The organism is Methylobacterium aquaticum, assembly GCF_016804325.1.
Taxonomy (GTDB): domain Bacteria; phylum Pseudomonadota; class Alphaproteobacteria; order Rhizobiales; family Beijerinckiaceae; genus Methylobacterium; species Methylobacterium aquaticum_C.
The window spans coordinates 3,172,089-3,194,051 of record NZ_CP043627.1 but is presented as its reverse complement, the minus strand read 5'-3'; the positions used below and the strand labels follow the sequence as shown (position 1 = coordinate 3,194,051).

General features: G+C 69.1%; 24 protein-coding genes, 1 tRNA gene and 1 pseudogene. 12 read left to right on the top strand and 14 right to left on the bottom strand.

Features of this window, described 5'->3' with window-relative positions; translation table 11 throughout:
• Positions 1-133: 133 nt before the first annotated feature.
• Together leuB and F1D61_RS14535 are read right to left on the bottom strand one after the other, a co-directional pair.
• Complete coding sequence (leuB, locus tag F1D61_RS14540; protein WP_203158618.1) at positions 134-1,240, bottom strand: 3-isopropylmalate dehydrogenase; 1,107 nt, start codon at positions 1,238-1,240, stop codon at positions 134-136.
• Between the two features lie 64 nt (positions 1,241-1,304).
• Entirely contained in the window at positions 1,305-2,246 is a 942-nt protein-coding gene (locus F1D61_RS14535; RefSeq protein ID WP_203158617.1) for a polyprenyl synthetase family protein, read from the bottom strand.
• 133 nt (positions 2,247-2,379) lie between these two features.
• Here F1D61_RS14535 and mtgA point away from each other — a divergent pair, with 133 nt between their 5' ends.
• The 3 genes from mtgA to F1D61_RS14520 all read left to right on the top strand — a co-directional run bounded on the left by mtgA (position 2,380) and on the right by F1D61_RS14520 (position 4,985).
• Positions 2,380-3,099 (top strand): monofunctional biosynthetic peptidoglycan transglycosylase, encoded by a 720-nt coding sequence (mtgA, locus tag F1D61_RS14530; protein WP_432443275.1) that lies wholly within the window; start codon positions 2,380-2,382, stop codon positions 3,097-3,099.
• A gap of 389 nt (positions 3,100-3,488) precedes the next feature.
• Entirely contained in the window at positions 3,489-4,499 is a 1,011-nt protein-coding gene (locus tag F1D61_RS14525) for a DUF4424 family protein (RefSeq protein WP_203158616.1), read from the top strand.
• A gap of 144 nt (positions 4,500-4,643) precedes the next feature.
• Positions 4,644-4,985, top strand: coding sequence for a hypothetical protein (locus tag F1D61_RS14520; protein ID WP_203158615.1), 342 nt, complete (start codon positions 4,644-4,646; stop codon positions 4,983-4,985).
• Positions 4,986-5,068: 83 nt separating this feature from the next.
• On the opposite strand, the gene F1D61_RS14515 is transcribed toward F1D61_RS14520, so the two are convergent.
• Positions 5,069-6,310 carry an argininosuccinate synthase gene (locus F1D61_RS14515; RefSeq protein WP_203158614.1) on the bottom strand — a complete coding sequence of 414 codons (1,242 nt, stop codon included), beginning with the start codon at positions 6,308-6,310 and terminating at the stop codon, positions 5,069-5,071.
• A gap of 188 nt (positions 6,311-6,498) precedes the next feature.
• Between F1D61_RS14515 and F1D61_RS14510 the strand changes: the two genes are divergently transcribed.
• Positions 6,499-7,125 carry a 2-hydroxychromene-2-carboxylate isomerase gene (locus tag F1D61_RS14510; protein WP_203158613.1) on the top strand — a complete coding sequence of 209 codons (627 nt, stop codon included), beginning with the start codon at positions 6,499-6,501 and terminating at the stop codon, positions 7,123-7,125.
• Positions 7,126-7,232: 107 nt separating this feature from the next.
• On the opposite strand, the gene F1D61_RS14505 is transcribed toward F1D61_RS14510, so the two are convergent.
• The 3 genes from F1D61_RS14505 to F1D61_RS14495 form a co-directional block, all read right to left on the bottom strand.
• Entirely contained in the window at positions 7,233-7,673 is a 441-nt protein-coding gene (locus F1D61_RS14505) for a DUF421 domain-containing protein (RefSeq protein WP_048436179.1), read from the bottom strand.
• A 103-nt stretch (positions 7,674-7,776) separates the two neighbouring features.
• Positions 7,777-8,196: a hypothetical protein gene (locus F1D61_RS14500; RefSeq protein WP_203158612.1), complete on the bottom strand. Its 420-nt coding sequence runs from the start codon at positions 8,194-8,196 to the stop codon at positions 7,777-7,779.
• Positions 8,197-8,321: 125 nt separating this feature from the next.
• Positions 8,322-8,468: a hypothetical protein gene (locus F1D61_RS14495; RefSeq protein ID WP_203158611.1), complete on the bottom strand. Its 147-nt coding sequence runs from the start codon at positions 8,466-8,468 to the stop codon at positions 8,322-8,324.
• Positions 8,469-8,502: 34 nt separating this feature from the next.
• Here F1D61_RS14495 and F1D61_RS14490 point away from each other — a divergent pair, with 34 nt between their 5' ends.
• Complete coding sequence (locus F1D61_RS14490) at positions 8,503-8,718, top strand: hypothetical protein (RefSeq protein WP_203158610.1); 216 nt, start codon at positions 8,503-8,505, stop codon at positions 8,716-8,718.
• 124 nt (positions 8,719-8,842) lie between these two features.
• Here the strand turns inward: F1D61_RS14490 and F1D61_RS14485 are convergent, their stop codons facing one another.
• Complete coding sequence (locus tag F1D61_RS14485) at positions 8,843-9,064, bottom strand: PilZ domain-containing protein (RefSeq protein WP_203158609.1); 222 nt, start codon at positions 9,062-9,064, stop codon at positions 8,843-8,845.
• 365 nt (positions 9,065-9,429) lie between these two features.
• On the opposite strand from F1D61_RS14485, the gene F1D61_RS14480 reads away from it, so the two are divergent.
• From F1D61_RS14480 to F1D61_RS14455, 6 genes and pseudogenes are all read left to right on the top strand, one after another.
• Entirely contained in the window at positions 9,430-11,022 is a 1,593-nt protein-coding gene (locus F1D61_RS14480; RefSeq protein WP_203158608.1) for an ABC transporter substrate-binding protein, read from the top strand.
• 10 nt (positions 11,023-11,032) lie between these two features.
• Positions 11,033-11,974, top strand: coding sequence for an ABC transporter permease (locus F1D61_RS14475; RefSeq protein ID WP_203158607.1), 942 nt, complete (start codon positions 11,033-11,035; stop codon positions 11,972-11,974).
• Positions 11,971-12,894 carry an ABC transporter permease gene (locus F1D61_RS14470; RefSeq protein WP_432443273.1) on the top strand — a complete coding sequence of 308 codons (924 nt, stop codon included), beginning with the start codon at positions 11,971-11,973 and terminating at the stop codon, positions 12,892-12,894. Before F1D61_RS14475 ends, F1D61_RS14470 begins: the two co-directional genes overlap by 4 nt.
• Before the next feature lie 240 nt (positions 12,895-13,134).
• Positions 13,135-14,126 (top strand): annotated as a pseudogene (locus F1D61_RS14465) (ABC transporter ATP-binding protein).
• Positions 14,123-15,118 carry an ABC transporter ATP-binding protein gene (locus F1D61_RS14460; RefSeq protein ID WP_203158606.1) on the top strand — a complete coding sequence of 332 codons (996 nt, stop codon included), beginning with the start codon at positions 14,123-14,125 and terminating at the stop codon, positions 15,116-15,118. The pseudogene F1D61_RS14465 and the gene F1D61_RS14460 overlap by 4 nt, the downstream one beginning before the upstream one ends.
• A gap of 37 nt (positions 15,119-15,155) precedes the next feature.
• Positions 15,156-16,295 (top strand): amidohydrolase/deacetylase family metallohydrolase, encoded by a 1,140-nt coding sequence (locus F1D61_RS14455; RefSeq protein ID WP_203158605.1) that lies wholly within the window; start codon positions 15,156-15,158, stop codon positions 16,293-16,295.
• A 71-nt stretch (positions 16,296-16,366) separates the two neighbouring features.
• Here the strand turns inward: F1D61_RS14455 and F1D61_RS14450 are convergent, their stop codons facing one another.
• Positions 16,367-16,777 (bottom strand): hypothetical protein, encoded by a 411-nt coding sequence (locus tag F1D61_RS14450; RefSeq protein ID WP_203158604.1) that lies wholly within the window; start codon positions 16,775-16,777, stop codon positions 16,367-16,369.
• Between the two features lie 795 nt (positions 16,778-17,572).
• Positions 17,573-17,662, bottom strand: a tRNA-Ser gene (locus tag F1D61_RS14445).
• 330 nt (positions 17,663-17,992) lie between these two features.
• On the opposite strand from F1D61_RS14445, the gene F1D61_RS14440 reads away from it, so the two are divergent.
• A complete protein-coding gene (locus tag F1D61_RS14440; RefSeq protein ID WP_246775966.1) occupies positions 17,993-18,376 on the top strand; it encodes a response regulator in 384 nt (127 codons plus the stop codon).
• On the opposite strand, the gene F1D61_RS14435 is transcribed toward F1D61_RS14440, so the two are convergent.
• The 5 genes from F1D61_RS14435 to F1D61_RS14415 form a co-directional block, all read right to left on the bottom strand.
• A complete protein-coding gene (locus tag F1D61_RS14435) occupies positions 18,354-18,596 on the bottom strand; it encodes a hypothetical protein (RefSeq protein WP_203158603.1) in 243 nt (80 codons plus the stop codon). The two genes, F1D61_RS14440 and F1D61_RS14435, sit on opposite strands and share 23 nt — an antisense overlap.
• A gap of 260 nt (positions 18,597-18,856) precedes the next feature.
• Positions 18,857-19,063 carry a hypothetical protein gene (locus tag F1D61_RS14430; protein WP_203158602.1) on the bottom strand — a complete coding sequence of 69 codons (207 nt, stop codon included), beginning with the start codon at positions 19,061-19,063 and terminating at the stop codon, positions 18,857-18,859.
• Between the two features lie 98 nt (positions 19,064-19,161).
• The gene (locus tag F1D61_RS14425; RefSeq protein ID WP_203158601.1) at positions 19,162-20,178 is read right to left on the bottom strand and encodes an ABC transporter substrate-binding protein; all 1,017 of its coding nucleotides are present in this window, start codon (positions 20,176-20,178) and stop codon (positions 19,162-19,164) included.
• Positions 20,179-20,246: 68 nt separating this feature from the next.
• The gene (locus tag F1D61_RS14420) at positions 20,247-21,134 is read right to left on the bottom strand and encodes an ABC transporter permease (RefSeq protein WP_203158600.1); all 888 of its coding nucleotides are present in this window, start codon (positions 21,132-21,134) and stop codon (positions 20,247-20,249) included.
• Between the two features lie 26 nt (positions 21,135-21,160).
• The gene (locus F1D61_RS14415; protein ID WP_109960103.1) at positions 21,161-21,931 is read right to left on the bottom strand and encodes an ABC transporter ATP-binding protein; all 771 of its coding nucleotides are present in this window, start codon (positions 21,929-21,931) and stop codon (positions 21,161-21,163) included.
• Between the last annotated feature and the right edge of the window lie 32 nt (positions 21,932-21,963).

Genomic DNA, 21,963 nt, shown 5'->3' with positions numbered 1-21,963 from the left:
GAGCCTCGAAGGAGGGCTCCAGAAAACGCTAAGATCTCTGGAGCCCTCCTTCGAGGTCAGTCCATCGTCGATGGACTGACACCTCAGGATGAGGTGTGGGTGGGACGAGCGATGGAAAGGCGTCGCCCGGCCCTCAGCCTCCTTGCGCCTGCAACTCGCGCACGATGGCGTCGCCCATCTCGGTGGTGCCGACCGCGTTGGTGCCCGGACCGGCGATGTCGCGGGTGCGGGTGCCGCTGGCCAGCGTGCGCGTGATGGCGGTCTCGAGGTGGTCGGCGGCCTCCAGGAGGCCGAAGGAGTAGCGGAGCGCCATCGCCAGCGAGCCGATCATGGCGATCGGGTTGGCGAGGTTCTGGCCGGCGATGTCGGGGGCCGAGCCGTGGACCGGCTCGTAGAGGGCGCGCCGCGTGCCGTTCTCGATCGCGCCGAGCGAGGCCGAGGGCAGCATCCCGAGCGAGCCGGTCAGCATCGCGGCCACGTCCGACAGGATGTCGCCGAACAGGTTGTCGGTGACGAGCACGTCGTACTGCTTGGGGTTGCGCACCAGCTGCATGGCGCAGTTGTCGGCCAGCACGTGCTCCAGGGCGACATCGGAATACTGCTCGGCGTGGAGCTTGGTGACGGTCTCCTTCCAGAGCACGCCGGTCTTCATCACGTTGTGCTTCTCGGCCGAGGCGACCTTGTTGCGGCGCTTGCGGGCGAGATCGAAGGCGACGGCGGCGATACGCTCGATCTCGCCGGTGGTGTAGATCTGCGTGTCGATCGCGCGCTTCTGGCCGTCCTCGAAGGTCACGACCTCCTTCGGCTCGCCGAAATAGACGCCGCCGGTCAGTTCGCGCACGATGACGATGTCGAGGCCCTCGACCAGCTCGCGCTTGAGCGACGAGGCCTCGGCGAGCGCCGGGTAGCAGATCGCCGGGCGCAGGTTGGCGAACAGGCCGAGATCCTTGCGCAGGCGCAGCAGGCCCGCCTCGGGGCGCTTGTCATAGGACACGCCGGCCCATTTCGATCCGCCGACGGCGCCGAACAAAACCGCGTCGGCGGCCTTGGCCCGGTCCATCGCGGCTTCCGACAGCGGCACGCCGTGGGCGTCGATGGCGGCGCCGCCGACGAGGTCGGCCTCGGTCTCGAACTGCGCGATGCCGGCCTTGGTGAACCAGGCCAGGACCTTGGAGACTTCGGCCGCCACCTCGGGGCCGATGCCGTCGCCGGGCAGGAGCAGGATCTTGTGCGTGGCCATGGCGTGACCTTCAAAAAAGAGAGAAGAGGCGGAGGGACCGCCCCTCCGCCGGGAATTCGGGGTTTTACGACTTGCGGGCGACGGTGAAGCGGGCGGCCTCGCAGAGCGTCGCGGCGGCCTCGCCCCAGGGCTTCAGCGCGGTCTCGCACTCGCCCACCAGGCGCTCGCACTCGGCCCGCGCCCCGTCGAGGCCGAGGCGGTCGACGAGGGTGGCCTTGCCGGCATCCTTGTCCTTGCCGGTGCGCTTGCCCATCGCCTCCGAGGAGGCCTCGCGGTCGAGGATGTCGTCGGCGACCTGGAAGGCCTGGCCGAGCGCGCGGCCATAGGCGAGCAGCGCGCGGCGCTCCTCGGGCGAGGCGCCGCCGACCAGCGCCCCGGCATCGACCGAGAAGGCAAGGATGGCGCCGGTCTTCATCGCCTGGAGCTGGAGCGTGGCGTCGACGTCGAGGTTGGCCGGGCCGAAGCGCCCCTCCGCCCCGAGGTCGAGGAGCTGGCCGCCGACCATGCCGCCGAGGCCGGAGGCCCGGGCGAGGCCCAGCACCAGTTCCGAGCGGATCAGCGGGTCGGCCTGCCAGGCCGGATCGGCGACGATCTCGAAGGCGAGGGTCTGGAGGGCGTCGCCGACCAGGATCGCGGTCGCCTCGTCGTATTTCTTGTGGACGGTCGGCTGGCCGCGGCGCAGGTCGTCGTCGTCCATCGCCGGCAGGTCGTCGTGGACGAGCGAGTAGCAATGGACCAGCTCGACGCCGGCGCCGGCGGCCATCGCCCCCTCGAACGGGCCGCCGAGCATCCGGGCGGTCTCGATGGCGAGGAACGGGCGCAGGCGCTTGCCGCCGTTGAGCACGGCGTGGCGCATCGCCTCCATTAGCCGGCTCGGCCGGGCGATCTCGCCGTCCTGCACGGTGTCGCCGAGCCGCTCGGCGAGGAAGCCTTCGACGCTCTTCGCCACGGCCGAGAGCCGCGCCGTGAAATCGCCTGCCTGCGGATATCCTGTGGTGCCGGCCATCGTATTTTCCTGGGACGGCCCGGCGTCGTATCCTGCGGGGCCCGCGTTGACGTCATGGTAGCCTCGCAGACGGGCACGCCGAGAGGAGGGTCGGATTCAGGAGCCGCGGGTCACGGCGGACAGCCGGGAAGGCGTGCCGCAGCCGCTGCGGGGCTTGGTCCCGGCGGGGGCACCACCGGCCCGGGCCCCGGGGCGGCGGCTGTTGCGCGCCGTGCTCCTGGTGCCGGTCGTGGCGGTTGCCCTCGTCCTGGTCCTGGGGCTCGTCTATCGCGCGCTGACCCCGCCCTCAACCCTGATGCTCGGCCGCTGGGCCACGCTCCAGGCGGTGAGCCGGGAGGTGGTGCCGCTGGAGGCGATCGCCCCGGCCCTGGTCCAGGGGGTGGTGGCGTCCGAGGACCAGCGCTTCTGCCTGCATGACGGCGTGGATTGGGACGCCCTGTGGAGCGTCGTCGACGACGAGGACGGCCCGAGCCGCGGCGCCTCGACCGTGACGATGCAGACGGTGAAGAACGTCTTCCTGTGGCCGGGCCGCTCCTACCTGCGCAAGGCGCTCGAGATCCCGCTCGCCCTGATGGTCGACCTGGTCTGGGGCAAGCGCCGGACGATGGAGATCTACCTCAACGTCGCCGAGTGGGGCGAGGGGATCTTCGGCGCGGAGGCCGCCGCCCGGCACTGGTTCGGCAAATCGGCCCGCGACCTCACGAAAGGCGAGGCGGCCCTGCTGGTCGCGGCCCTGCCGAACCCGATCCTCCGCAACCCGCGCCGGCCGACCCGGGCCCTGCGGGCGCTCGCCGGGCGGATCCAGGGGCGGACGAGCGGGATCGGGGGATTGAGCCAGTGCGTGCGGCCGTGAGGCGGTCTCGATCCAGCTTTCGACAACAATTCTAATATTCCGTCGGCCGTGGGGCAGGGACCGTCAAATTGTCGCTCAACAAGCGAAACCATAATAATTTATCGTTTGTCCAGCCTTTACGCCAATCCTGACAGTCTCCGCGTCATTCCGGGGCCGCGAAAGCGGAGCCCGGAAGCCAGAGCTGCTGGTAGTTGAGAAAGTGGCGGATCGTGTTCCGCTTGATCTTGCACCACCTGCGTTTCTGGATTCCGGGCTCCGCTTTCGCGGCCCCGGAATGACGCGGTGGATATGAGATCTGGAGCGGTCCACCGAACGGACGCTTGGCCGGCCGATTGCCGAGAGGACGCGGCCTGCCATAAGCGGAGCCTTGCAACGAGCGGGAGACGGCGATGACAGGCGGTGGAGTTTGGGCGATCCTGGCCGTCTGCGCCGTGGCCCTCGCCCTGTGCGCACCGGCCCGGGCCAACGACAGCGCCGCCGCCCTCGACGCCGGCGGCCTCGTTCTGGTGCGCGACCCCGACATCACGCTCGCCAGCGAGGACCTGCGCATCGGTCTCGACCGCATCACGGTCGACTACGTCTTCCGCAACAGGGCGGCCGCGCCCAAGACCCTGCGGGTCGCCTTCCCGCTGCCGGCCATCGACGGCGCGACCTTGTCGAGCAGCGCGCTCAGCCTGCCCTTCGCGGACCGGGCGAACTTCATCGGCTTCACGGTCACGGTGGATGGCGCGCCGGTGACGCCGCAGCTGGAGGAGCGGGCCTTTCTCGGCAAGCGCGAGGTGACCGACCTGCTCACCCGTCACCGCGTGCCGCTCAACCCCCTGCGGCGCGAGAACGTCGATACCGCGCTCAAGCGCCTTCCGCTGGCGGCGCTCGGCGAACTGGCGAAGGCCGGCCTGCTCGCGGAGCGCAAGGCGGACAGCGAATACCTGTGGCGCAGCGAGGCCAAGTTCCACTGGGAGCAGACCTTTCCGGCCGGCCGCGACCTGCGCGTCTCGCACGCCTACACCCCCGTGAAGGGCAATCACCTTCTGACGGCCGAGGAGGCGGCCACGCCCGCCTACCGGGCCCGGTACTGCCTCGACGATGCCGGCCTCGCGGGAATCCGGCGCCTGATCGCCGCCTCGCCGTCGAAGACCGCCGACCCGGGTTCCGCCATGACCCGCGCGGTCGAGATCCCCTACATCGTCACCACGGCCCGCAACTGGGCCGGCCGCATCGGCCGGTTCACCCTGACGGTCGACAAGGGCGGCCCGGGCGCCCTGGTGAGCCTCTGCCGCACGGGCCTGCGCAAGACGGGCCCCACCACCTTCCTGTGGGAAGCGAAGGACTACGTGCCCGACACGGATCTCATGATCCTGATCGTCTCCAACGACGATGCCCTGCTCGGAATCCGGTAGGCGCCCCTCCGGAGCCGGCGAACCATCCGGCTTCCGCGCGACTTTCCGTCGAGGCCGCCCGGAACGGGGCTGGCGCGGCGGCCTTTCCCCCCGTAACACGGCCCCGCCCGCCCGTGCGGCGCGGCCCTTGAAAAGGGAAGCACGATGTTCACTCTCGAGATCGACGGCACGCCCGTCGCCATCATCCGGTCGAACGAGGAACGGGCCCGGGAGCTTCTCGAGGTCGAGGGCTTTCAGGAAGACCTGCGCACCATGAAGAGCGACGGCCGCCCGCTGTGGTCGGGCAAGGCCGAATCGCTGAAGCTGCGCCCCGCCACCGAGGACGAGGTCGAGACCTTCGAGGACTCGATGGACGAGGAGGATTTCGAGGACGAGGACGAGCCCGAGGCCGCCAACGACAGCCAGGGCGAGACCGACGACGAGGACGAGGAGGACGACGTCGACATCCTGTTCCTGGTCGACATCGACGACGAGGACGAAGCGTAAGACGCCGCGCGGCCGGCCCCGCGCCGGTCGCATCGTCTGCGTGACAAGGCCCGCTCCGTCGCCGGAGCGGGCCTTTTTTGTACTCAGGCGCCGAGCTTGCGCTTGCGCTGGCCCAGCGTGCGCAGGCGGAGCGCATTGAGCTTGATGAAGCCCGCCGCGTCGCGGTGGTCGTAGGCGACGGCGCCTTCCTCGAAGGTGACGAGGTCCTGGTCGTAGAGCGAGTTCGGGCTCTCGCGGCCGATGACGTGGACGCCGCCCTTGTAGAGCTTCAGCCGCACCGTGCCGGTCACCATCTCCTGGCTCTTGTCGATCAGGGCCTGGAGCATCTCGCGCTCGGGGCTGAACCAGAAGCCGTTGTAGATCAGCTCGGCGTAGCGCGGCATCAGCTCGTCCTTGAGATGGGCCGCGCCGCGGTCGAGGGTGATCGACTCGATCGCCCGGTGGGCCGGCAGCAGGATGGTGCCGCCGGGGGTCTCGTACATGCCGCGGCTCTTCATGCCGACGAAGCGGTTCTCGACGAGGTCGAGGCGGCCGATGCCGTTGGCGCGGCCGAGCTCGTTGAGCTTGGCGAGCAGGGTGGCCGGCGACAGCGCCTCGCCGTCGATCGAGACCGCGTCGCCGCGCTCGAAGCCGATGGTGATGATCGTCGGCGTGTCGGGCGCCTCCTCGGGGGAGAGGGTGCGCGAATAGACGTAGTCAGGCACGTCCTGCGCCGGATCCTCCAGCACCTTGCCCTCGGAGGAGGCGTGCAGGAGGTTGGCGTCGACCGAGAACGGCGCCTCGCCGCGCTTGTCCTTGGCGATCGGGATCTGGTGCTGCTCGGCGAACGCGATCAGCGATTCGCGGGAGCGGAAGTCCCATTCGCGCCAGGGGGCGATCACCGTCACGTCGGGCTTGAGCGCGTAGTAGCCGAGCTCGAACCGGACCTGGTCGTTGCCCTTGCCGGTGGCGCCATGGGACACGGCATCCGCCCCGACCCGCTCGGCGATCTCGATCTGCTTCTTGGCGATCAGGGGACGGGCGATCGAGGTGCCCAGGAGATAGATGCCCTCGTACTGGGCATTGGCCCGGAACATCGGGAACACGTAGTCGCGGACGAATTCCTCGCGCAGGTCCTCGATGAAGATGTTCTCGGGCTTGATGCCGAGCAGCTCCGCCTTCTTGCGGGCCGGCTCCAGCTCCTCGCCCTGGCCGAGATCGGCGGTGAACGTCACCACCTCGCAGCCATAGGTGGTCTGGAGCCACTTCAGGATGATCGAGGTGTCGAGGCCGCCCGAGTAGGCGAGCACGACCTTCTTCACGCGCTTCTGGGGCTGGTCGGACATGCGGGCGGGCCTCGAGCGATAAGGGAAGTGATGGATGCGCGCGGGCTTACCAGCCCGGCCCGGCCCCGTGCAACCGCGCTCCGTCGGTTCCATCGTTCGCCCGTGGCGAAGCGACGCCCATGGCGGCGCTTGTGGGCGCGGCCCGCGGACGCGAAGGTGACGCATCAGTCCGTTTGAAGAGGGGTGCGATGGCGCGCCGGCCCACGCTCGAATTCTGGTTCGAGTTCGCATCCACCTATTCGTACCTCGCCGCGATGCGGATCGAGGCCCTGGCCGAGGCGGCCGGGGTGAGCCTGCGCTGGCGCCCGTTCCTGCTCGGTCCGGTCTTCGCCGCGCAGGGCTGGACCTCCTCGCCGTTCAACCTCTTTCCGGCCAAGGGCCGCCAGATGTGGCGGGATCTGGCCCGCGAGGCCGCCCGTCTCGGCCTGCCCCCGGTCACGAAGCCCGAGAGCTTCCCGCAGAACAGCCTCGCGGCGACCCGGGTCGCGGTCCACGGCGCCGAGGAGCCGTGGATCGGCGCCTATGTGCGGGCGGTCTACGATTCCGAGTTCGCCCGCGGCCAGTCGATCGCCGAGCCGGCCGCGATCTCGGCCCTGCTCAACGGCCTCGGTCTCGACGGCCCGGCGCTGATTCGCGCCTCGACCCAGGAGCCGGTGAAGAGCCGCCTGCGCTCGATCGGCGAGGAGGCAAAGTCCCGCGGCCTGTTCGGGGCCCCGACCTTCCTCACCGAGGACGGCGAGTTGTTCTGGGGCAACGACCGGCTGGAGCAGGCGCTGGCCTGGGCGGTGGGAGAGCGGCCGGCGGGGTTGCGCTAGAGCACTTCACGATCGCGCTGCAATCGCGAAGCTCTCTAGATCGTTGATTTCGCCGCATTTTCTGTGACGAACCGGTATCCGCTTCGTCGGAAAGTGCTCTGAAGGCCCTACTCCTTCTCCAGGATCGACACCGTGCCGTCGCGCTCGACGATCGCGACGGCGACCCGGTCGAGGTCGTCGAGCTTCTCCTGGCGGGCGGCGGTGCGGATGTCGGCCTGCTGCATGCGCAGGCGGCGCATCGCGGTCTCGTTCCAGCGGCCGTCGCGAAAGACGACGATCGGCGTGCCGTCGACGATGCGCTCGAACCAGACGAAGCGCAGCTTCAGCCACGACACCGCGACGTGCATCAGCCCGACGGTGAAGAGCGCGCTCATCGCGCCGACGAAGGAACGGTCGTCGCCCAGCACGGCGCTGACCGAGAGGCCGCCGAACAGGAACAGCACGACCATGTCGATCGGCGCCTGCTGGCTCGCCGTGCGGCGCCCGATCAGCCGGATCACGAAGAGCACGATGACGTAGGCCGCCGCGGCCTTGAGGACGGTGTTCATCGCTAGGGCACCGCGAATTGCGACCAGGACAGGGTCTCGCCTTCGTCGAGGCGGGCGGTGAGGGCGACGCCGCCGCGGAAGCTCGGCGAGCCGGTGAAGCGGATCACGGCGTGCGTCTCGCCTTCGAGCACCGGGAAGACGAGGCGGATGTTGCCGCCGGCGACCTGCCAGGTCTGCGGCCGGGGGTGATGCTCTCGAGGCCGAACAGGTCGACCAGCTCCTTGGCGATCGTCACCGCGACCTTGTCGCCGCCGGGCGGGACCCGGGTGTCGAGCCGCACGATCGTCGGCGCGCCGAAGCGCGTCACCGGCTCGTAATGGATCACGATCGACCCGTCGCGGTTGGCGCGGGTATGCTCGCTGAACGGCCCCCGCCCGAGGAGCCCCAGCGCGCAGACGACCACGAAGGCCAGCATCAGCCAGCGTCCGGCCAGTTCCGCCCGGCGCCAGCGATCCTCGAAGCCGGGATAGAAGCCGGCAGCGATCTCCTCGCGCATCGGCGGATCGTCGTGGATGACCTTCACGGGGACTCCCTCGTTGCGCGCGGCCCGCCGCAGGATGCCGTCGCGGTCGCAAGGCGACGACATAGCGTCGGGACATCGGGCGACCATCGTCGGCGCGGCCATCGTCGGCGGGGCGATGTCCTGCGTCAGGCGGCCTCCACCTGCCGGCCGGAGGCGAATGCGCGCTCGGCGGTCGCGATGCCGAAGGTCCGGGCGAGCGACGTTTGCGCACGCGGCTGGAACGGATCGAGCCCGAAACCGTCATCCGCGCAGACATGGCCCGTGCGATCCACGGCCGATACCTCTCTTCCTGAAAGCTGGACTGTCATGTTGCTCGACGAAGTGACGGACGCCCTCGGCGTGGGCGGCCTTTTCCGTGATGTCATGAAGCCGCTCGACACCTACCTCTCCGATGGCGAGGCCGAGGCGGGCCAGCGGATGGGCCGCGCGGATCCCGGCTCACCGGTCTTCGGACTTCGAGACGGGGTCACCCGGCGCGACGCCGTTCGCCGCGCTCCGGAGACCGTCTCGCTTCGCGGGTGACGGAGGCGGTCCCGCTGCGCCGCGTCTCGCCGGCGCGGCGTCCGCCACCTGGAACGGAGGCAGGCCGCCTTGTCCGATCGGGCTCGCCGCGCGGCGGCGCGCCGCCACCGCCGCCACCGCACTCTCAGACCGGCATCTCGAACGCCACGCCGACCTGGTCGCGCCGGCGCCACACCACGCGGCAGCGGCGCATCACGAACTCGCCGGCAATCGCCAGCGTGATCGCGTCCGGCACCACGGATCCGGCCGGGACCGTGAGCGTCGCGCCGACGATCGTAAGGTTCGAAACCCGACATTCCACTGCTGGTGACGGCGAATCGACGATGATCTCGCCCCGTGATGCCATCGGCTCGTCCCTCGATGCCGACAATACGTTCATAGTCAGGTTCCAGACAGTGTCATTGAGCAATTATAGCTCAAAATGGTCGGCTCTCAGCAAACGAAATCGACCGGAGGCGATAGGCACGAGGGCTTAAGACGCGTGGCCTTGGTGCCGCCGGGGAGGGCCTTGCGTCCCGGCTGCCGCCACGTTTCCTGCCGGCCTTCGGCCGGCCTTGGCGCGAAGCTTGCTCCCGGGGCGAGCGTGACCGTTGGCAACCCTGCAATCCGCCTTGACCGAGAGATCGGACCGGGGCGAACCTGGCAGGAGAGCCGGCTCCTTGAGGGCCCGGGCACGGCTCACGACCACAGGCCCCGCAGGCAGGATACGCGATGGACCGCAGGACGTTTCTGAAAGGCTCGGCCGCCATCGGCGCCGCCGGCATGGCGCCCCAGTTCGCCGCCCCGGCGCTGGCGCAACCGGCCAAGGTGCTGCGTTTCGTGCCGCAGGCGAACCTGGCGAATTTTGATCCGATCTGGGGGACGCAATACGTCGTCCGCAACGCCGCCGCCCTCGTCTGGGACATGCTCTACGGCGTCGACGCGCAGCTGAAGCCTCAGCGCCAGATGGTCGAATCGGAGGAGGTCTCAGCCGACGGCCTGACCTGGACCTTCCGCCTGCGGCCCGGCCTCAAGTTCCACGACGGCGAGCCGGTCCTGTCGAAGGACGTGGTGGCGAGCCTGACCCGCTGGTCGGCCCGCGACCCGATGGGCATCATGATCCGGGCGATCCAGGCCGAGCTGGCGCCCGTCGACGACCGCACCTTCCGCTGGCAGCTGAAGAAGCCGTTCCCCAAGCTCCTGCTGGCTCTGGGCAAGAACAACGCGCCCTGCGCCTTCATCATGCCGGAGCGGATCGCCAAGACCGATCCGTTCACCCAGATCACCGAATATGTCGGCTCGGGCCCGATGAAGTTCGCCCGCTCCGAGTGGGTGCCCGGCGCCCGCGCGGTCTTCGAGAAATTCGCCGATTACAAGCCGCGCGACGAGCCGTCCTCGTGGCTCGCCGGCGGCAAGCGCATGCTGCTCGACCGGGTCGAGTGGATCATCATGCCCGATCCGGCCACCGCCTCGGCGGCGCTGCAGAACGGCGAGGTCGATTGGTGGGAGAACCCGATCCCCGACCTCGTCCCGCTCCTGCGCAAGAACGCCAACATCAACGTCGACATCGCCGATCCGCTTGGCAATATCGGCGCGTTCCGGATGAACCACCTCCATCCGCCCTTCGACAACCCGAAGATCCGCCAGGCCGTGCTCATGGGCATGAACCAGGAGGATTACATGCGCTCGCTGATCGGCGACGACGACAAGCTGTGGAAGCCGCTGCCGGGCTTCTTCACCCCGGGCACGCCGCTCTACAGCGAGGCGGGTGGTCAAAAAATCGGCAAGGGCGACATCGCGGCGGCGAAGAAGCTCCTGGCCGAGGCCGGCTACAAGGGCGAGCCGGTGGTCTGCGTGGTGGCGCAGGACCAGCCGATCACCAAGAACATGGGCGACGTCACCGCCGACCTGCTCAAGCAGATGGGCATGAAGGTCGATTTCGTCGCCACCGACTGGGGCACGGTCGGCACCCGCCGCGCCTCGAAGGCGCCGCCGTCGCAGGGCGGCTGGAACATGTTCCACACCTGGCATGCCGGCGCCGACTGCATCAACCCGGCGGTCTATCCGGCGATCCGCGCCAACGGCGAGAAGGCGTGGTTCGGCTGGCCCGACCTGCCGCCGGTCGAGGCCGGCATTACCGAGTGGTTCGAGGCCGCCGATCCCGCCGCCGAGAAGGCGGCGATCGACAAGGTGAACGCGGCGGCGGTGGCCGGCGGCGTCTACGTGCCGACCGGCTACTTCCTGACCTACCAGGCCTGGCGGAAGAACATCACGGGAATCGGCAAGGGGCCGCTGCCCTTCACCTGGGGCGTGTCCAAGGCCTGAGGAACCCCCCGTGTTCGGCTTCCTCGTCAAGCGCGTCCTCGCCGTCATCCCGGTGATGGCGGTGGTCGGGCTGTTCGTCTTCAGCCTGCTGTTCCTCGCCCCCGGCGACCCGGCGGCGCTGATCGCCGGCGACCAGGCCTCGCCGGCCGATATCGAGCGCATCCGCGCCTCGCTCGGCCTCGACCGGCCGTTCCTGGTCCGCTTCGGCGAGTGGGCCTGGCGCATCCTGCACGGGGATCTGGGCACCTCGATCTTCACCAACCTGCCGGTCACGACCATGATCGGCCAGCGGGTGCAGCCGACCGTGTCCTTGATGCTGGTGACGCTGGTCTTCGCGGTGCTGGTCGCGGTGCCGCTCGGCGTGCTCGCGGCCTGGAAGGCGGGGCGCCTCGTCGACCGGCTGGTGATGGGCGGGGCGGTGCTCGGCTTCTCGGTGCCGGTCTTCGTCGTCGGCTACCTGCTCGCCTACGTGTTCGCCCTCGAGCTCGGCTGGCTGCCGGCGCAGGGCTACACGCCGATCGAGCAGGGGATCGGCCCGTGGTTCGCAAGCCTGATCCTGCCGGCGCTGACGCTCGGCCTCGTCTACATCGCGCTGATCGCCCGGGTGACCCGGGCGACGATGCTCGACGTGCTCCAGCAGGATTACGTCCGCACGGCGCGGGCCAAGGGCGTGGCGCAGGGGCAGGTGCTGTTCGTCCACGCGCTGAAGAACGCCGCGGTGCCGATCGTCACGGTGATCGGCATCGGCATCGCGCTCCTCATCGGCGGCGCGGTCGTCACCGAGACGGTCTTCGCGATTCCCGGCCTCGGCCGGCTCACCGTCGATGCGATCCTGCGGCGGGACTATCCGGTGATCCAGGGCGTGGTGCTGCTGTTCAGCTTCACCTACGTGCTGGTCAACCTCGCGATCGACGTCCTCTACACCCTCATCGACCCGAGGATCCGCTATTGAGCGCCGCCCATCCCCTGAAGGGCGAGGCGCCCGCCGGCCTCGCGGTCGCCGCGCCGCTGCCCGATCTCTACCCGCCGCGAAAGGCCTATGGCCGGATCCGCCGGACCTGGCGCCGCCACCCGACCATCGTGATCGGCGGCGTGATCCTGCTCATCGTCGCCCTGACGGCGATCCTGGCGCCGTATCTCGGCACCGTCGACCCGACGGCGATCGCGCCCTCGCGCCGCACGCGGGTGCCGTCCGCCCAATACTGGTTCGGCACCGACATGCTCGGGCGCGACCTCTATTCCCGGGTGATCTACGGCGCCCGGGTGTCGCTCCTCGTCGGCTTCGCGGTGGCGCTGTTCGCTTCCCTCGCCGGGCTCGTCGTCGGCCTCGTCTCCGGCATGGTGCGCTGGGCCGACGGGATCATCATGCGGGTCGTCGACGGGTTGATGTCGATCCCGCCGATTCTCTTGGCCATCGCGCTCATGGCGCTGACGAGAGGTTCGGTCGGGAACGTGATCCTGGCGATCACCGTGGCGGAGATCCCGCGCGTGGCGCGGCTGGTGCGCGGCGTCGTGCTGTCGTTGCGCGAGCAGCCCTATGTCGAGGCGGCGGTGACCACCGGCACCCGGATGCCGATGATCATCTGGCGTCACATCCTGCCCAACACGCTCGCACCGATGACCGTGCAGGCGACCTATATCTGCGCCTCGGCGATGATCGCCGAATCGATCCTGTCGTTCATCGGCGCCGGCGTACCGCCCGCGACCCCGTCCTGGGGCAACATCATGGCCGAGGGCCGGGCGCTCTGGCAGGTGAAGTTCTACATCATTCTCTTCCCGGCGATCTTCCTGTCGCTCACCGTGCTCGCCGTGAACCTCGTCGGCGACGGGTTGCGCGATGCCCTCGACCCGCGGATGGCGAAAGATGTGTGAGGGTTGGCTTGCCACGGACCGGCCGCTTCCCGTGAGCCATCTTCCTCCCACTCATAACCTCATCCTGAGGTGCGGGCGATCGAAGATCGCTGAGCCTCGAAGGAGGCCTCCAGATTCCACTGCGACCCCTGGAGCCCTCCTTCGAGGTCAGTCGATCTACGATCGACTGACACCTCAGGATGAGGTGGTGGACGGGATCGATCGTTCGAGACTTTTAAGTCCACCCCGGAGACGACGCCCATGACGCTTCTCTCCATCGAGAACCTCCAGGTCCATTTCCGCACGCCCGACGGGGTCAACCGCGCGGTCGACGGCGTGTCCTTCGCCATTGGCGCCGGCGAGACCCTGGCGATCGTCGGCGAATCCGGCTGCGGCAAGTCGGTGACCTCGATGTCGATCCTGCGGCTCCTGCCCGAGCCGCCGGCGCGGTTGTCCGGCGCGATCCGGTTCGAGGGGCGCGACCTCCTCGACCTGCCCGAGCGCGAGATGCGCCGCATCCGCGGCAACGCCATCAGCGTGATCTTCCAGGAGCCGATGACCTCGCTGAACCCGGTGCTCACCGTCGGGCGCCAGATCGGCGAGACCCTACGCCTGCACCAGGGATTGTCGCGCAAGGAAGCCGAGGAGCGGGCGGTGGAGATGCTGACGCTGGTCGGCATTCCCGAGCCGCGCCGCCGCGTCCGGGAATACCCGCACCAGCTCTCCGGCGGCATGCGCCAGCGGGTGATGATCGCCATCGCGCTCGCCTGCTCCCCAAAACTCCTCATCGCCGACGAGCCGACCACGGCTTTGGACGTGACGATCCAGGCCCAGATCCTCGACCTGATGCGCGACCTCAAGCGGCGCGTCGGCGCCGCCATCATGCTGATCACCCACGATCTCGGCGTGGTGGCGGAGGTCGCCGACCGGGTGGTGGTGATGTATGCCGGCCGCAAGGTCGAGGAGGCGGCGGTCCGCGACCTCTTCCGCTCCCCCGCCACCCCTATACGCGCGGCCTGATGGGGGCGGTGCCGCGCCTCGGCGCCGCCGAGGCGCCGGGGGCGCCGCAGCGGCTGGCCGAGATCCCCGGCATGGTGCCGAGCCTGAAGACCCGGATCGAGGGCTGCGTCTTCGCCGGCCGCTGCCCCGCCGTCACCGATCTGTGCCGCAGCCACGCCCCGGCGCTCGAGCCGAAGGCGCCGGGCCATCTCGCCGCCTGCCACTACGCGCCGAAGGACGCGCTCGCCGCGTGAGCACCCCGCTCCTCGCCGTCAACGACCTGCGTAAGCACTTCCTCCTCGGCGGCGGCCTTCTCGGCCGCCACACCCGCAGCCTCAAGGCGGTGGATGGCGTCTCGTTCACCCTGGAGAAGGGCGAGACGCTCTCCCTCGTCGGGGAATCCGGCTGCGGCAAGTCCACGGTCGCCCGCAGCCTGATGCGGCTGTTTCCGCCGACCTCCGGCCAGGTGGTGCTGGGGGGCAAGCGCATCGACGATCTCTCGGCCGGCGCGCTGCGTCCCTTGCGCCGGCGGATCCAGATGGTGTTCCAGGACCCGTTCTCCTCGCTCAACCCGCGGATGCGGGTGCGCGACATCCTGGCCGAGCCGATCCGCAATTTCGGTCTCGCGAAAAATCGCGCCGATCTCGACGCGCGGCTCGCCGCCCTGATGGAGCGGGTCGGCCTGCCGCGGGAGGCGCTGACGCGGTTCCCGCACGAATTCTCCGGCGGCCAGCGCCAGCGCATCGGCATCGCCCGGGCGCTTGCCGCCGAGCCGGACCTGATCATCTGCGACGAGGCGGTCTCGGCCCTCGACGTCTCGGTCAAGGCGCAGATCGTCAACCTGCTGCAGGACTTGCAGAAGGAGCTGGACCTGGCCTTGCTGTTCATCTCGCACGACCTCGCCATCGTCGAGCACATGACGCACCGGGTGGCAGTGATGTATCTCGGCAAGATCGTCGAGATCGGCCCGCGCCGCGAGATCTTCCTGGCGCCCAGGCACCCCTACACCCAGGCGCTGCTCTCCGCCGTGCCGGTGCCGGAGCCCGATGCCGGGCGCACCCGCATCGTGCTTCGCGGCGACGTGCCGAGCCCGATCAATCCGCCGAGCGGCTGCCGCTTCCACACCCGCTGCCCGCACGCCTTCGACCGCTGCCGCACCGAGGAACCGCTCCTCGACCCGGTCGGCGGCGAGCATTTCGCGGCCTGCCACCTCGACCGCGCCGGCCTGCCGGCGCAGGCCGCGTGACGGGCCTCCCATGGTGACGAAAATCAGAGGAAGAGCCGTGCAGCACGAGCTGATCCTGCGGGGCGCCCGCATCATCGATCCGTCGCAGAACCACGACGGGATCGCCGACGTCGCCTTCGCCAACGGCCTCGTCTCGGGCTTCGGCCGCGACCTGCCGGCTGGGGAGGGGACGGAGGTCCGGGAGATGAAGGGGGCGATCGTCACCCCGGGCCTCATCGACCTGCACACCCACGTCTACTGGGGCGGCACCTCGCTCGGGATCGATGCCGACGAGTTCTGCCGGCTGTCGGGCGTCACCACCTCGGTCGATACCGGCAGCGCCGGGCCCGGCAACTTTCCGGGCTTCCGCAAGCACGTGATCGAGCGCTCGGAGGCCCGCATCCTGGCCTACCTGCACGTCTCGTTTGCCGGCATCTACGGTTTCTCCAAGACCGTGATGGTCGGGGAGAGCCAGGACATGCGCCTGATGGCGCCCCGGGAGGCGGTGGCGGTGGCCGAGGCCAACCGCGACGTGATCATCGGCATCAAGGTCCGGGTCGGGGCGCACGCCTCGGGCACGCAAGGCACGGCGCCGCTCGAGATCGCGCTTCAGGTCGCGGAGGAGACCGGCCTGCCGCTGATGGCCCATATCGACGAGCCGCCGCCGAGCTACGAGGAGGTCCTGGCGATGCTGCGCCCGGGCGACGTGCTCACCCACGCCTTCCGGCCGTTCCCGAACTCGCCCGTGACCGCGCAAGGAGCCGTGAAGCCCGCGGTGCGCAAGGCACGCGAGCGCGGCATCCTGTTCGACATCGGCCACGGCAAGGGCTCCTTCGCCTTCAAGACCGCCCGCGCCATGCTGGCCGGCGGCTTCCAGCCGGACACGATCTCGTCGGACGTCCACGCGCTCTGCATCGACGGCCCGGCCTTCGACCAGGTCACCACGATGTCGAAGATGCTCTGCCTCGGCATGAGCCTGAACGAGGTGATCGCCGCCTCGACGGTCAATGCCGCGGTGGCGGTGAAGCGCATGGAATACGGCACCCTGAAGGTCGGGGCGCTCGGCGACGCGACGGTGCTGGCCGTGCGCGAGGGAGAGTTCGACTATGTCGACGTGCTGGGCGAGCACATGACCGGGGATAAGCGGATCACCTCGGAGGGCGTGGTCCTGCGCGGGCGGTGGTGGCATCCGGTGTAGGACGCTCCCCGAGACCTCTCGACGGACCTCGTCCGTCGCAGCCCCGGCGGTCCGAACGCCGGGGCCTTCTTTCATCGCGTCCTGACCCGCCCCTGGCCGAACGCCTGCTCGTAGGTGAGGTCGCCGAAGACGAACTGCCCGCGCTGCCCGTTGCTGAGTGCCACGATGGCCGAGCCGGTCATGAGGCCCGCCTGCCGCGTCACGATGGCTTCGCCCTTTAGCCGGCTGCCGCAGGCCACCGGGATCACGATCGTCGGGTTGGGATCGCGCACCGACCAGGAGCCGGTGCAGCGGATCGATCCCGGGAAAGCCACCCAGAACTCGCCGACGCCGTTGTCGTAGCCGGTGGCCTGTCCTGCCGCCGCATGGCCGTTCGCGAGTTGCCCGGTGATCGGGATCGCGAAGATCGGTGCGGGCTGCGCGCTCGCCGTGCCGATCAGGAGTGCCGCCGCGAGGACATGATGAAGACAGGAGCTTTTCATCTGCGCCGCCTAACCCGGCACGGGTTGACGAACTCTCACCTCCGCTCCACCAATCCGCCGTCGTTGCTCAGTGTCGCGTCGCTTTCGCCTTACCTCCGAGCCTCTCGAGGATGGGTAAGATAATAGGTTGGCTGCCGTCGCTGCATTCGACGACCACCACGCCTTCCACCCACGGCACTCTCTGGTCGGCGACGCTGAGGCGCGCCTGCGCGATCTGGCGGGCCTTCTCGACCGCAGCGTCCCTGTCGGGCAGCTCCAGCCATTTCCCCGCGTCGAGAAGACGCTCAGCGTAAAACGGCAGCGTGGCATAAATCGGAATTGTTTCAACACTTGAGAGGCATGCCGCATGCCCGGGCGATGGCGATTGAGCGACAAACCCACAACCGGGGCTACCCCTGATTCCTTGTGCGGGACGTATCGGATATGTTCGGGACGCACCGTGCAGACACCGGATCGCAGCCGGTTACCGTTGCTCCTTGCGCGGTGAGCGATCCCGTCCCCACCCGGCCCTCTCGATCCGAGATGGCCGTCAGCGTGGATCGCTTGGGCTGACGAGGTTTGAGCCGGAACGAGACGTGTCGGGCGTCAGCCGTCCGAGCGGAGCAGGTGAAGGCACGATGGCTGCACGTGCCATGCCGCGATGCGCTGTCCTTCAGCGATGGGCCGATCAACAACCGCCAGGACAGAATGCCGTCCCGCATGGGGGACACGTACAGCAATGAAGCGTGGTCCAACGGCCAGAGCGTGACCGCCTCATCCACCCGATCGAAGGGGTGTTTCAAGCTGCAAGAAATCTGGCGGAGAGAGAGGGATTCGAACCCTCGATACGGTTGCCCGTATACACGCGTTCCAGGCGTGCGCCTTCAACCACTCGGCCACCTCTCCGGGCCAGACCTGCGGGGCGCCGGGGCGTCCGTGCGGGTCGGTGCCGTGCTCTAGCGGGGCGCGGGCCCTGGCGCAAGCGGCAGATCGCCGAAGCGGCGAAATCTCCTCGATGCGACGATGCGACGGCTGCAACCGGGGGAGGGGATCGGCCGTTTCGATCAACGGCCGGTGCGTGGGCGCCGGCCGGCCGGAAGCGGCCGCCCGCAGACACGACGACGGCCTGTCCGACCGCGCCGCTTTCCGGGCGGAGGTCCCGGACGGGCCCGACCGGCAAGGACAGGCGACGTGAGCAACGACACCGTGAAGGCCGACACCGACGCCGGGGACGGGATCACACACGATCATCCCGGTGCTCCGCGCCCCGTGGTGCTGGTGGTGGAGGACGAGGCGCTGACGATCATGGATCTCAGCGACGTGCTGGATGCGGCCGGGTTCGAGGCGCTGCAATCGGCCTCCGCCGAGCGGGCGCTCTCGCTGCTCACCGGGCGCGAGGACATCGTCGCGCTGATCACCGATGTCGAATTGTCCGGCAAGACCGACGGGTTCGAGCTCGCCCGCGCGGCGGCGCAGATGCGGCCAGGCCTGCCGATCGTGGTCGTGTCCGGGCGCAGCAAGCCCGATCCCGACCGGATGCCGCCCCAGGCCCGCTTCGTCGCCCGACCCTGCCGCGGCGACGACATCCTGGACGAGCTCAGGACCTTGATGACGGGTTAGGGGCGGGCAGGGGGCCTGGCGCCTCCTGTTCCTGTTCGTCCAGCCAGACCTCGACCGGGGCGCAGGCCGGCCCGAAATCGAGGATCAGGTTGCGCAGGCGGCGCGCCGGGCTGCCCGGCGCCTCGGGCATGTCGACGGAGTCACCGATGGCCCGCAGGACACCCTCGATCCTGCGACCGCCCAGGGTCAGGCTGACGGGCGTTCCGGTGCAGGTGTCCACGGCTGGTCCTCCTCTCGCGGTCAACCGAATAACGCGGTGCGGCGAGGGGTGGTCCATGCGGATCGCGATCACGGTTACGGCTTGGTCACCCACGTGCATGACCCGCAGGCCCTGCATCGTGGGGTTGAAGACCCCGGATGGGGTGCCCGAGGCGTCATACGGTTCCCGATCGATCGCGCCGCGATGCAAAAAATCGGCTTCGCCCGACCGCCGCGCCGGCTCGTGATCCGAATCCCGGACGTGATCGTCCGGAATCCGGATCAGAGGCCCTCGGCCTTCAGGGCGCGCAGGCGCAGGGCCCCGGTCTCGGCCGGGCTGCGGGGCGGGGCGAGCCGGCGCTCGATGGCCTCGAACTGGCGGCTCTGCGCCGCCAGGAGATGGCGCAGGGCCGCGATGCTGGCGTGCAGGTCCCGGGCGTCGCCGAGCGGGTCCGGGGACAGGTGGGCTGTCAGACGATGAGTCGGCATGGCCGGCATCAACGGCCGACATGCTTAACCAATGGTAAAAGGCCCCGCCGCACAGGGGTGCGGCGGGGCCGGTCTCGGGCCGAGGGTCCTCGATCCGGTCAGCTGCCGGCGCGGTCGCGCAACGCCGGGATGAACAGGTCCTGCCAGGTCGCCGGCTTGGTCTTCATGATGCCGGCCCGGTTCATGAAGGTCACGAACTCCATGATGCCGTGCGGCGTCGCCGAGAACCGGCTGTCCGGGTCCTCGATGATCTGGACGACCTCCTGGGGCGACACCTTCACCTTGGAGACGCGGGCGAAGATCTCGGCGGTCTCGGCCTTGTTGGTCTTGATGAACTCGTTCGATTCGTCGAGGGCGGCCAGGAACGCCTGGGTCATCTTCGGGTTCGTCTCGGTGAAGCGCTTGAGCGCGAACACCACGTTGAGGGTGATGTCGCCGAAGATCTGCGAGGCCTTGAGGATCGTGCGCACCTTCGGGTCGGCGCGCTCGACCTGGGTGAAGGGCGGCGAGGCGAAGTGGGCGACGATCTCGGTCTTGCCGGACAGGAGCGCGGCGACCGCCTCGGGGTGCGGCAGGCCGACGGTGCTCGAATCGAGCTTGGTGTAGTTCTCCGGCCCGAACTGCTTGGCCACCGCCATCTGCAGCACCACCGCGGCGAGCGAGGTCTTGATGCCGGGAATCGCGATCTTGTCCTTCGGGGTGAAGTCGGCGAGCGACTTGATCTCGGGCTTGATCACGTTGAGGTCGAGGGCGGTCGAGGCGAGGCCCGAGACGCCGATCACCTCGGTCTTGGGGCTGGCGCGGCCCTTCGACCACAGGGCGAGGAAGCCCGGGGCGCCGGTGCCGGCGATGTCGAGGGAGCCGGCGATCATCGCGTCGTTGATGACGTTGCCGCCGTCGAGCGTGAGCCAGCTCACCTTGATGTCGCCGAGGCCCGCCTTGGCGGCCTGGGCCTCCAGGAACTTCTTCTCCTGCATCACGAAGAGCGGCAGGTAGAGGGCGCCGTAGCCCTTCGAGATGCGGACCTCGGACACCTCCGCGCGGGCGGCGCCGAGGTTGAGCGAGAGAGCGAGGGCCGCGCCGGCCGCGAGGCCGAGGAGCTTAGCTGCGAACATGGGGGTTCCTCCCTGGATGTCGTTGATTGCGCCCCGGAGCGTCGCCGCTCCGGGACCGTTCGTTTCTTTTAGTGCTGCATGCCCCAGCGGCGGATCGTCTTCTTCTCGATGTTGGCGAAGATCACGTTCTCGACGAAGAGGCCGATCATGATGACGGTGAACAGGCCGGCGAAGACGTTGGTGGTCTCGAGCGCGTTGCGGTTCTCGAAGATGTACCAGCCGAGCCCGCCCGAACCCGAGGAGACGCCGAAGACCAGTTCCGCGGCGATCAAGGTGCGCCAGGCGAAGGCCCAGCCGACCTTGAGGCCGGTGAGGATCGAGGGGAAGGCCGCCGGGATCAGGATCGCCCGGACCAGGCTCAGGTTGCGCAGGCCGTAGTTCAGCCCGACCATCTTGAGGGTGTTCGAGACCGAGCGGAAGCCCGCATGGGTGTTGAGCGCGATGGCCCACAGCACCGAGTGGACGAGGACGAAGACCACGCTGCCCTGGCCGAGGCCGAACCAGATCAGCGCCAGCGGCAGGAGCGCGATCGCCGGCAGGGGATTGAACATCGCGGTCAGCGTCTCGAGCAGGTCGGTGCCGATCCGCGAGCCGATGGCGAGCGTGGTGAGCAACGCCGCCAGCACGATGCCGATGCCGTAGCCGATGGCCAGGGTCTGGAGCGAGATGAGCGCCTTGGCCGGGATCTCGCCGCTCAGGACCGAGGTCACGAAGGCCTCGACGGTGGCCGAGAAGGTCGGGAACAGCAGCGGGTTGTCGAGCCAGCGGCCATAGACTTCCCAGATCACCGCGAGTGCTGCGAGCACGACGGCCTTGCGCAGCCAGCTCTGGCGGTAGGCCAGTTCGGCGAAGGACAGTCGCTGCTCGACGCTGATCGCACCGGCGGCGGAGGTTTCGCGGACGATCTCGGGCCGCGCGGCCAGAGGCGTCGAGAGGGGGGCGAGGGTGGCGGTCACGGCGTGTCTCCCGGATTGTCTTGTTGTCAGGCGAACAGCATGTCGTTGATGCGGGTCTCGAGGGCGCCCTGCGCCGCGGTGCCGAGCTCGGAGGCCGGCAGGCTGTTGAGCTCCGCCTTGACCTGGCCCGGATGGGGCGAGAGCAGCAGGATCCGGGTGCCGACCTTGATCGCCTCCTCGATCGAGTGGGTGACGAACAGGACCGTGAAGCGGGTGTCCTCCCACAGGCGCAGGAGCTCGTCCTGCATCTTGCGGCGGGTCAGCGCATCGAGGGCCGCGAAGGGCTCGTCCATCAGCAGGATGTCGGGCTCCATCGCCATGCCGCGGGCGATCGCCACGCGCTGCTTCATGCCGCCCGACAGCATGTGGGGGAAGGAATCGGCGAACTTCGCCAGGCCCACCTTCTCGATGTAGGACATCGCCCGGTCGTCGGCCTCGGCGCCGGTGGCGCGGCCGCTGGCGGTCAGCGCGAAGGCGACGTTCTGCCGGACGGTCTTCCAGGGCAGGAGCTGGTCGAATTCCTGGAACACCATCATCCGGTCGGGGCCGGGCTCGGTGACCTTGCGTCCCTTGAGCTTGATCTCGCCCTCGACCGGGGTCATGTAGCCGCCGATCGCCTTGAGCAGGGTGGACTTGCCGCAGCCCGACGGCCCGAGCAGGATGTAGCGATCGCCCGGCATCACCTCGAAATCGACCCGGTAGGTCGCGGTGACCAGATGATCGGTGGTCTTGTACTGGAGCGTGACACCCTGAACCTGGAGCAGCGGCTCGGGAATGATGGTCGGGCGTGCGTTCATGGCGTGTCCTCCCCGTATCGTCGTCTACGGAC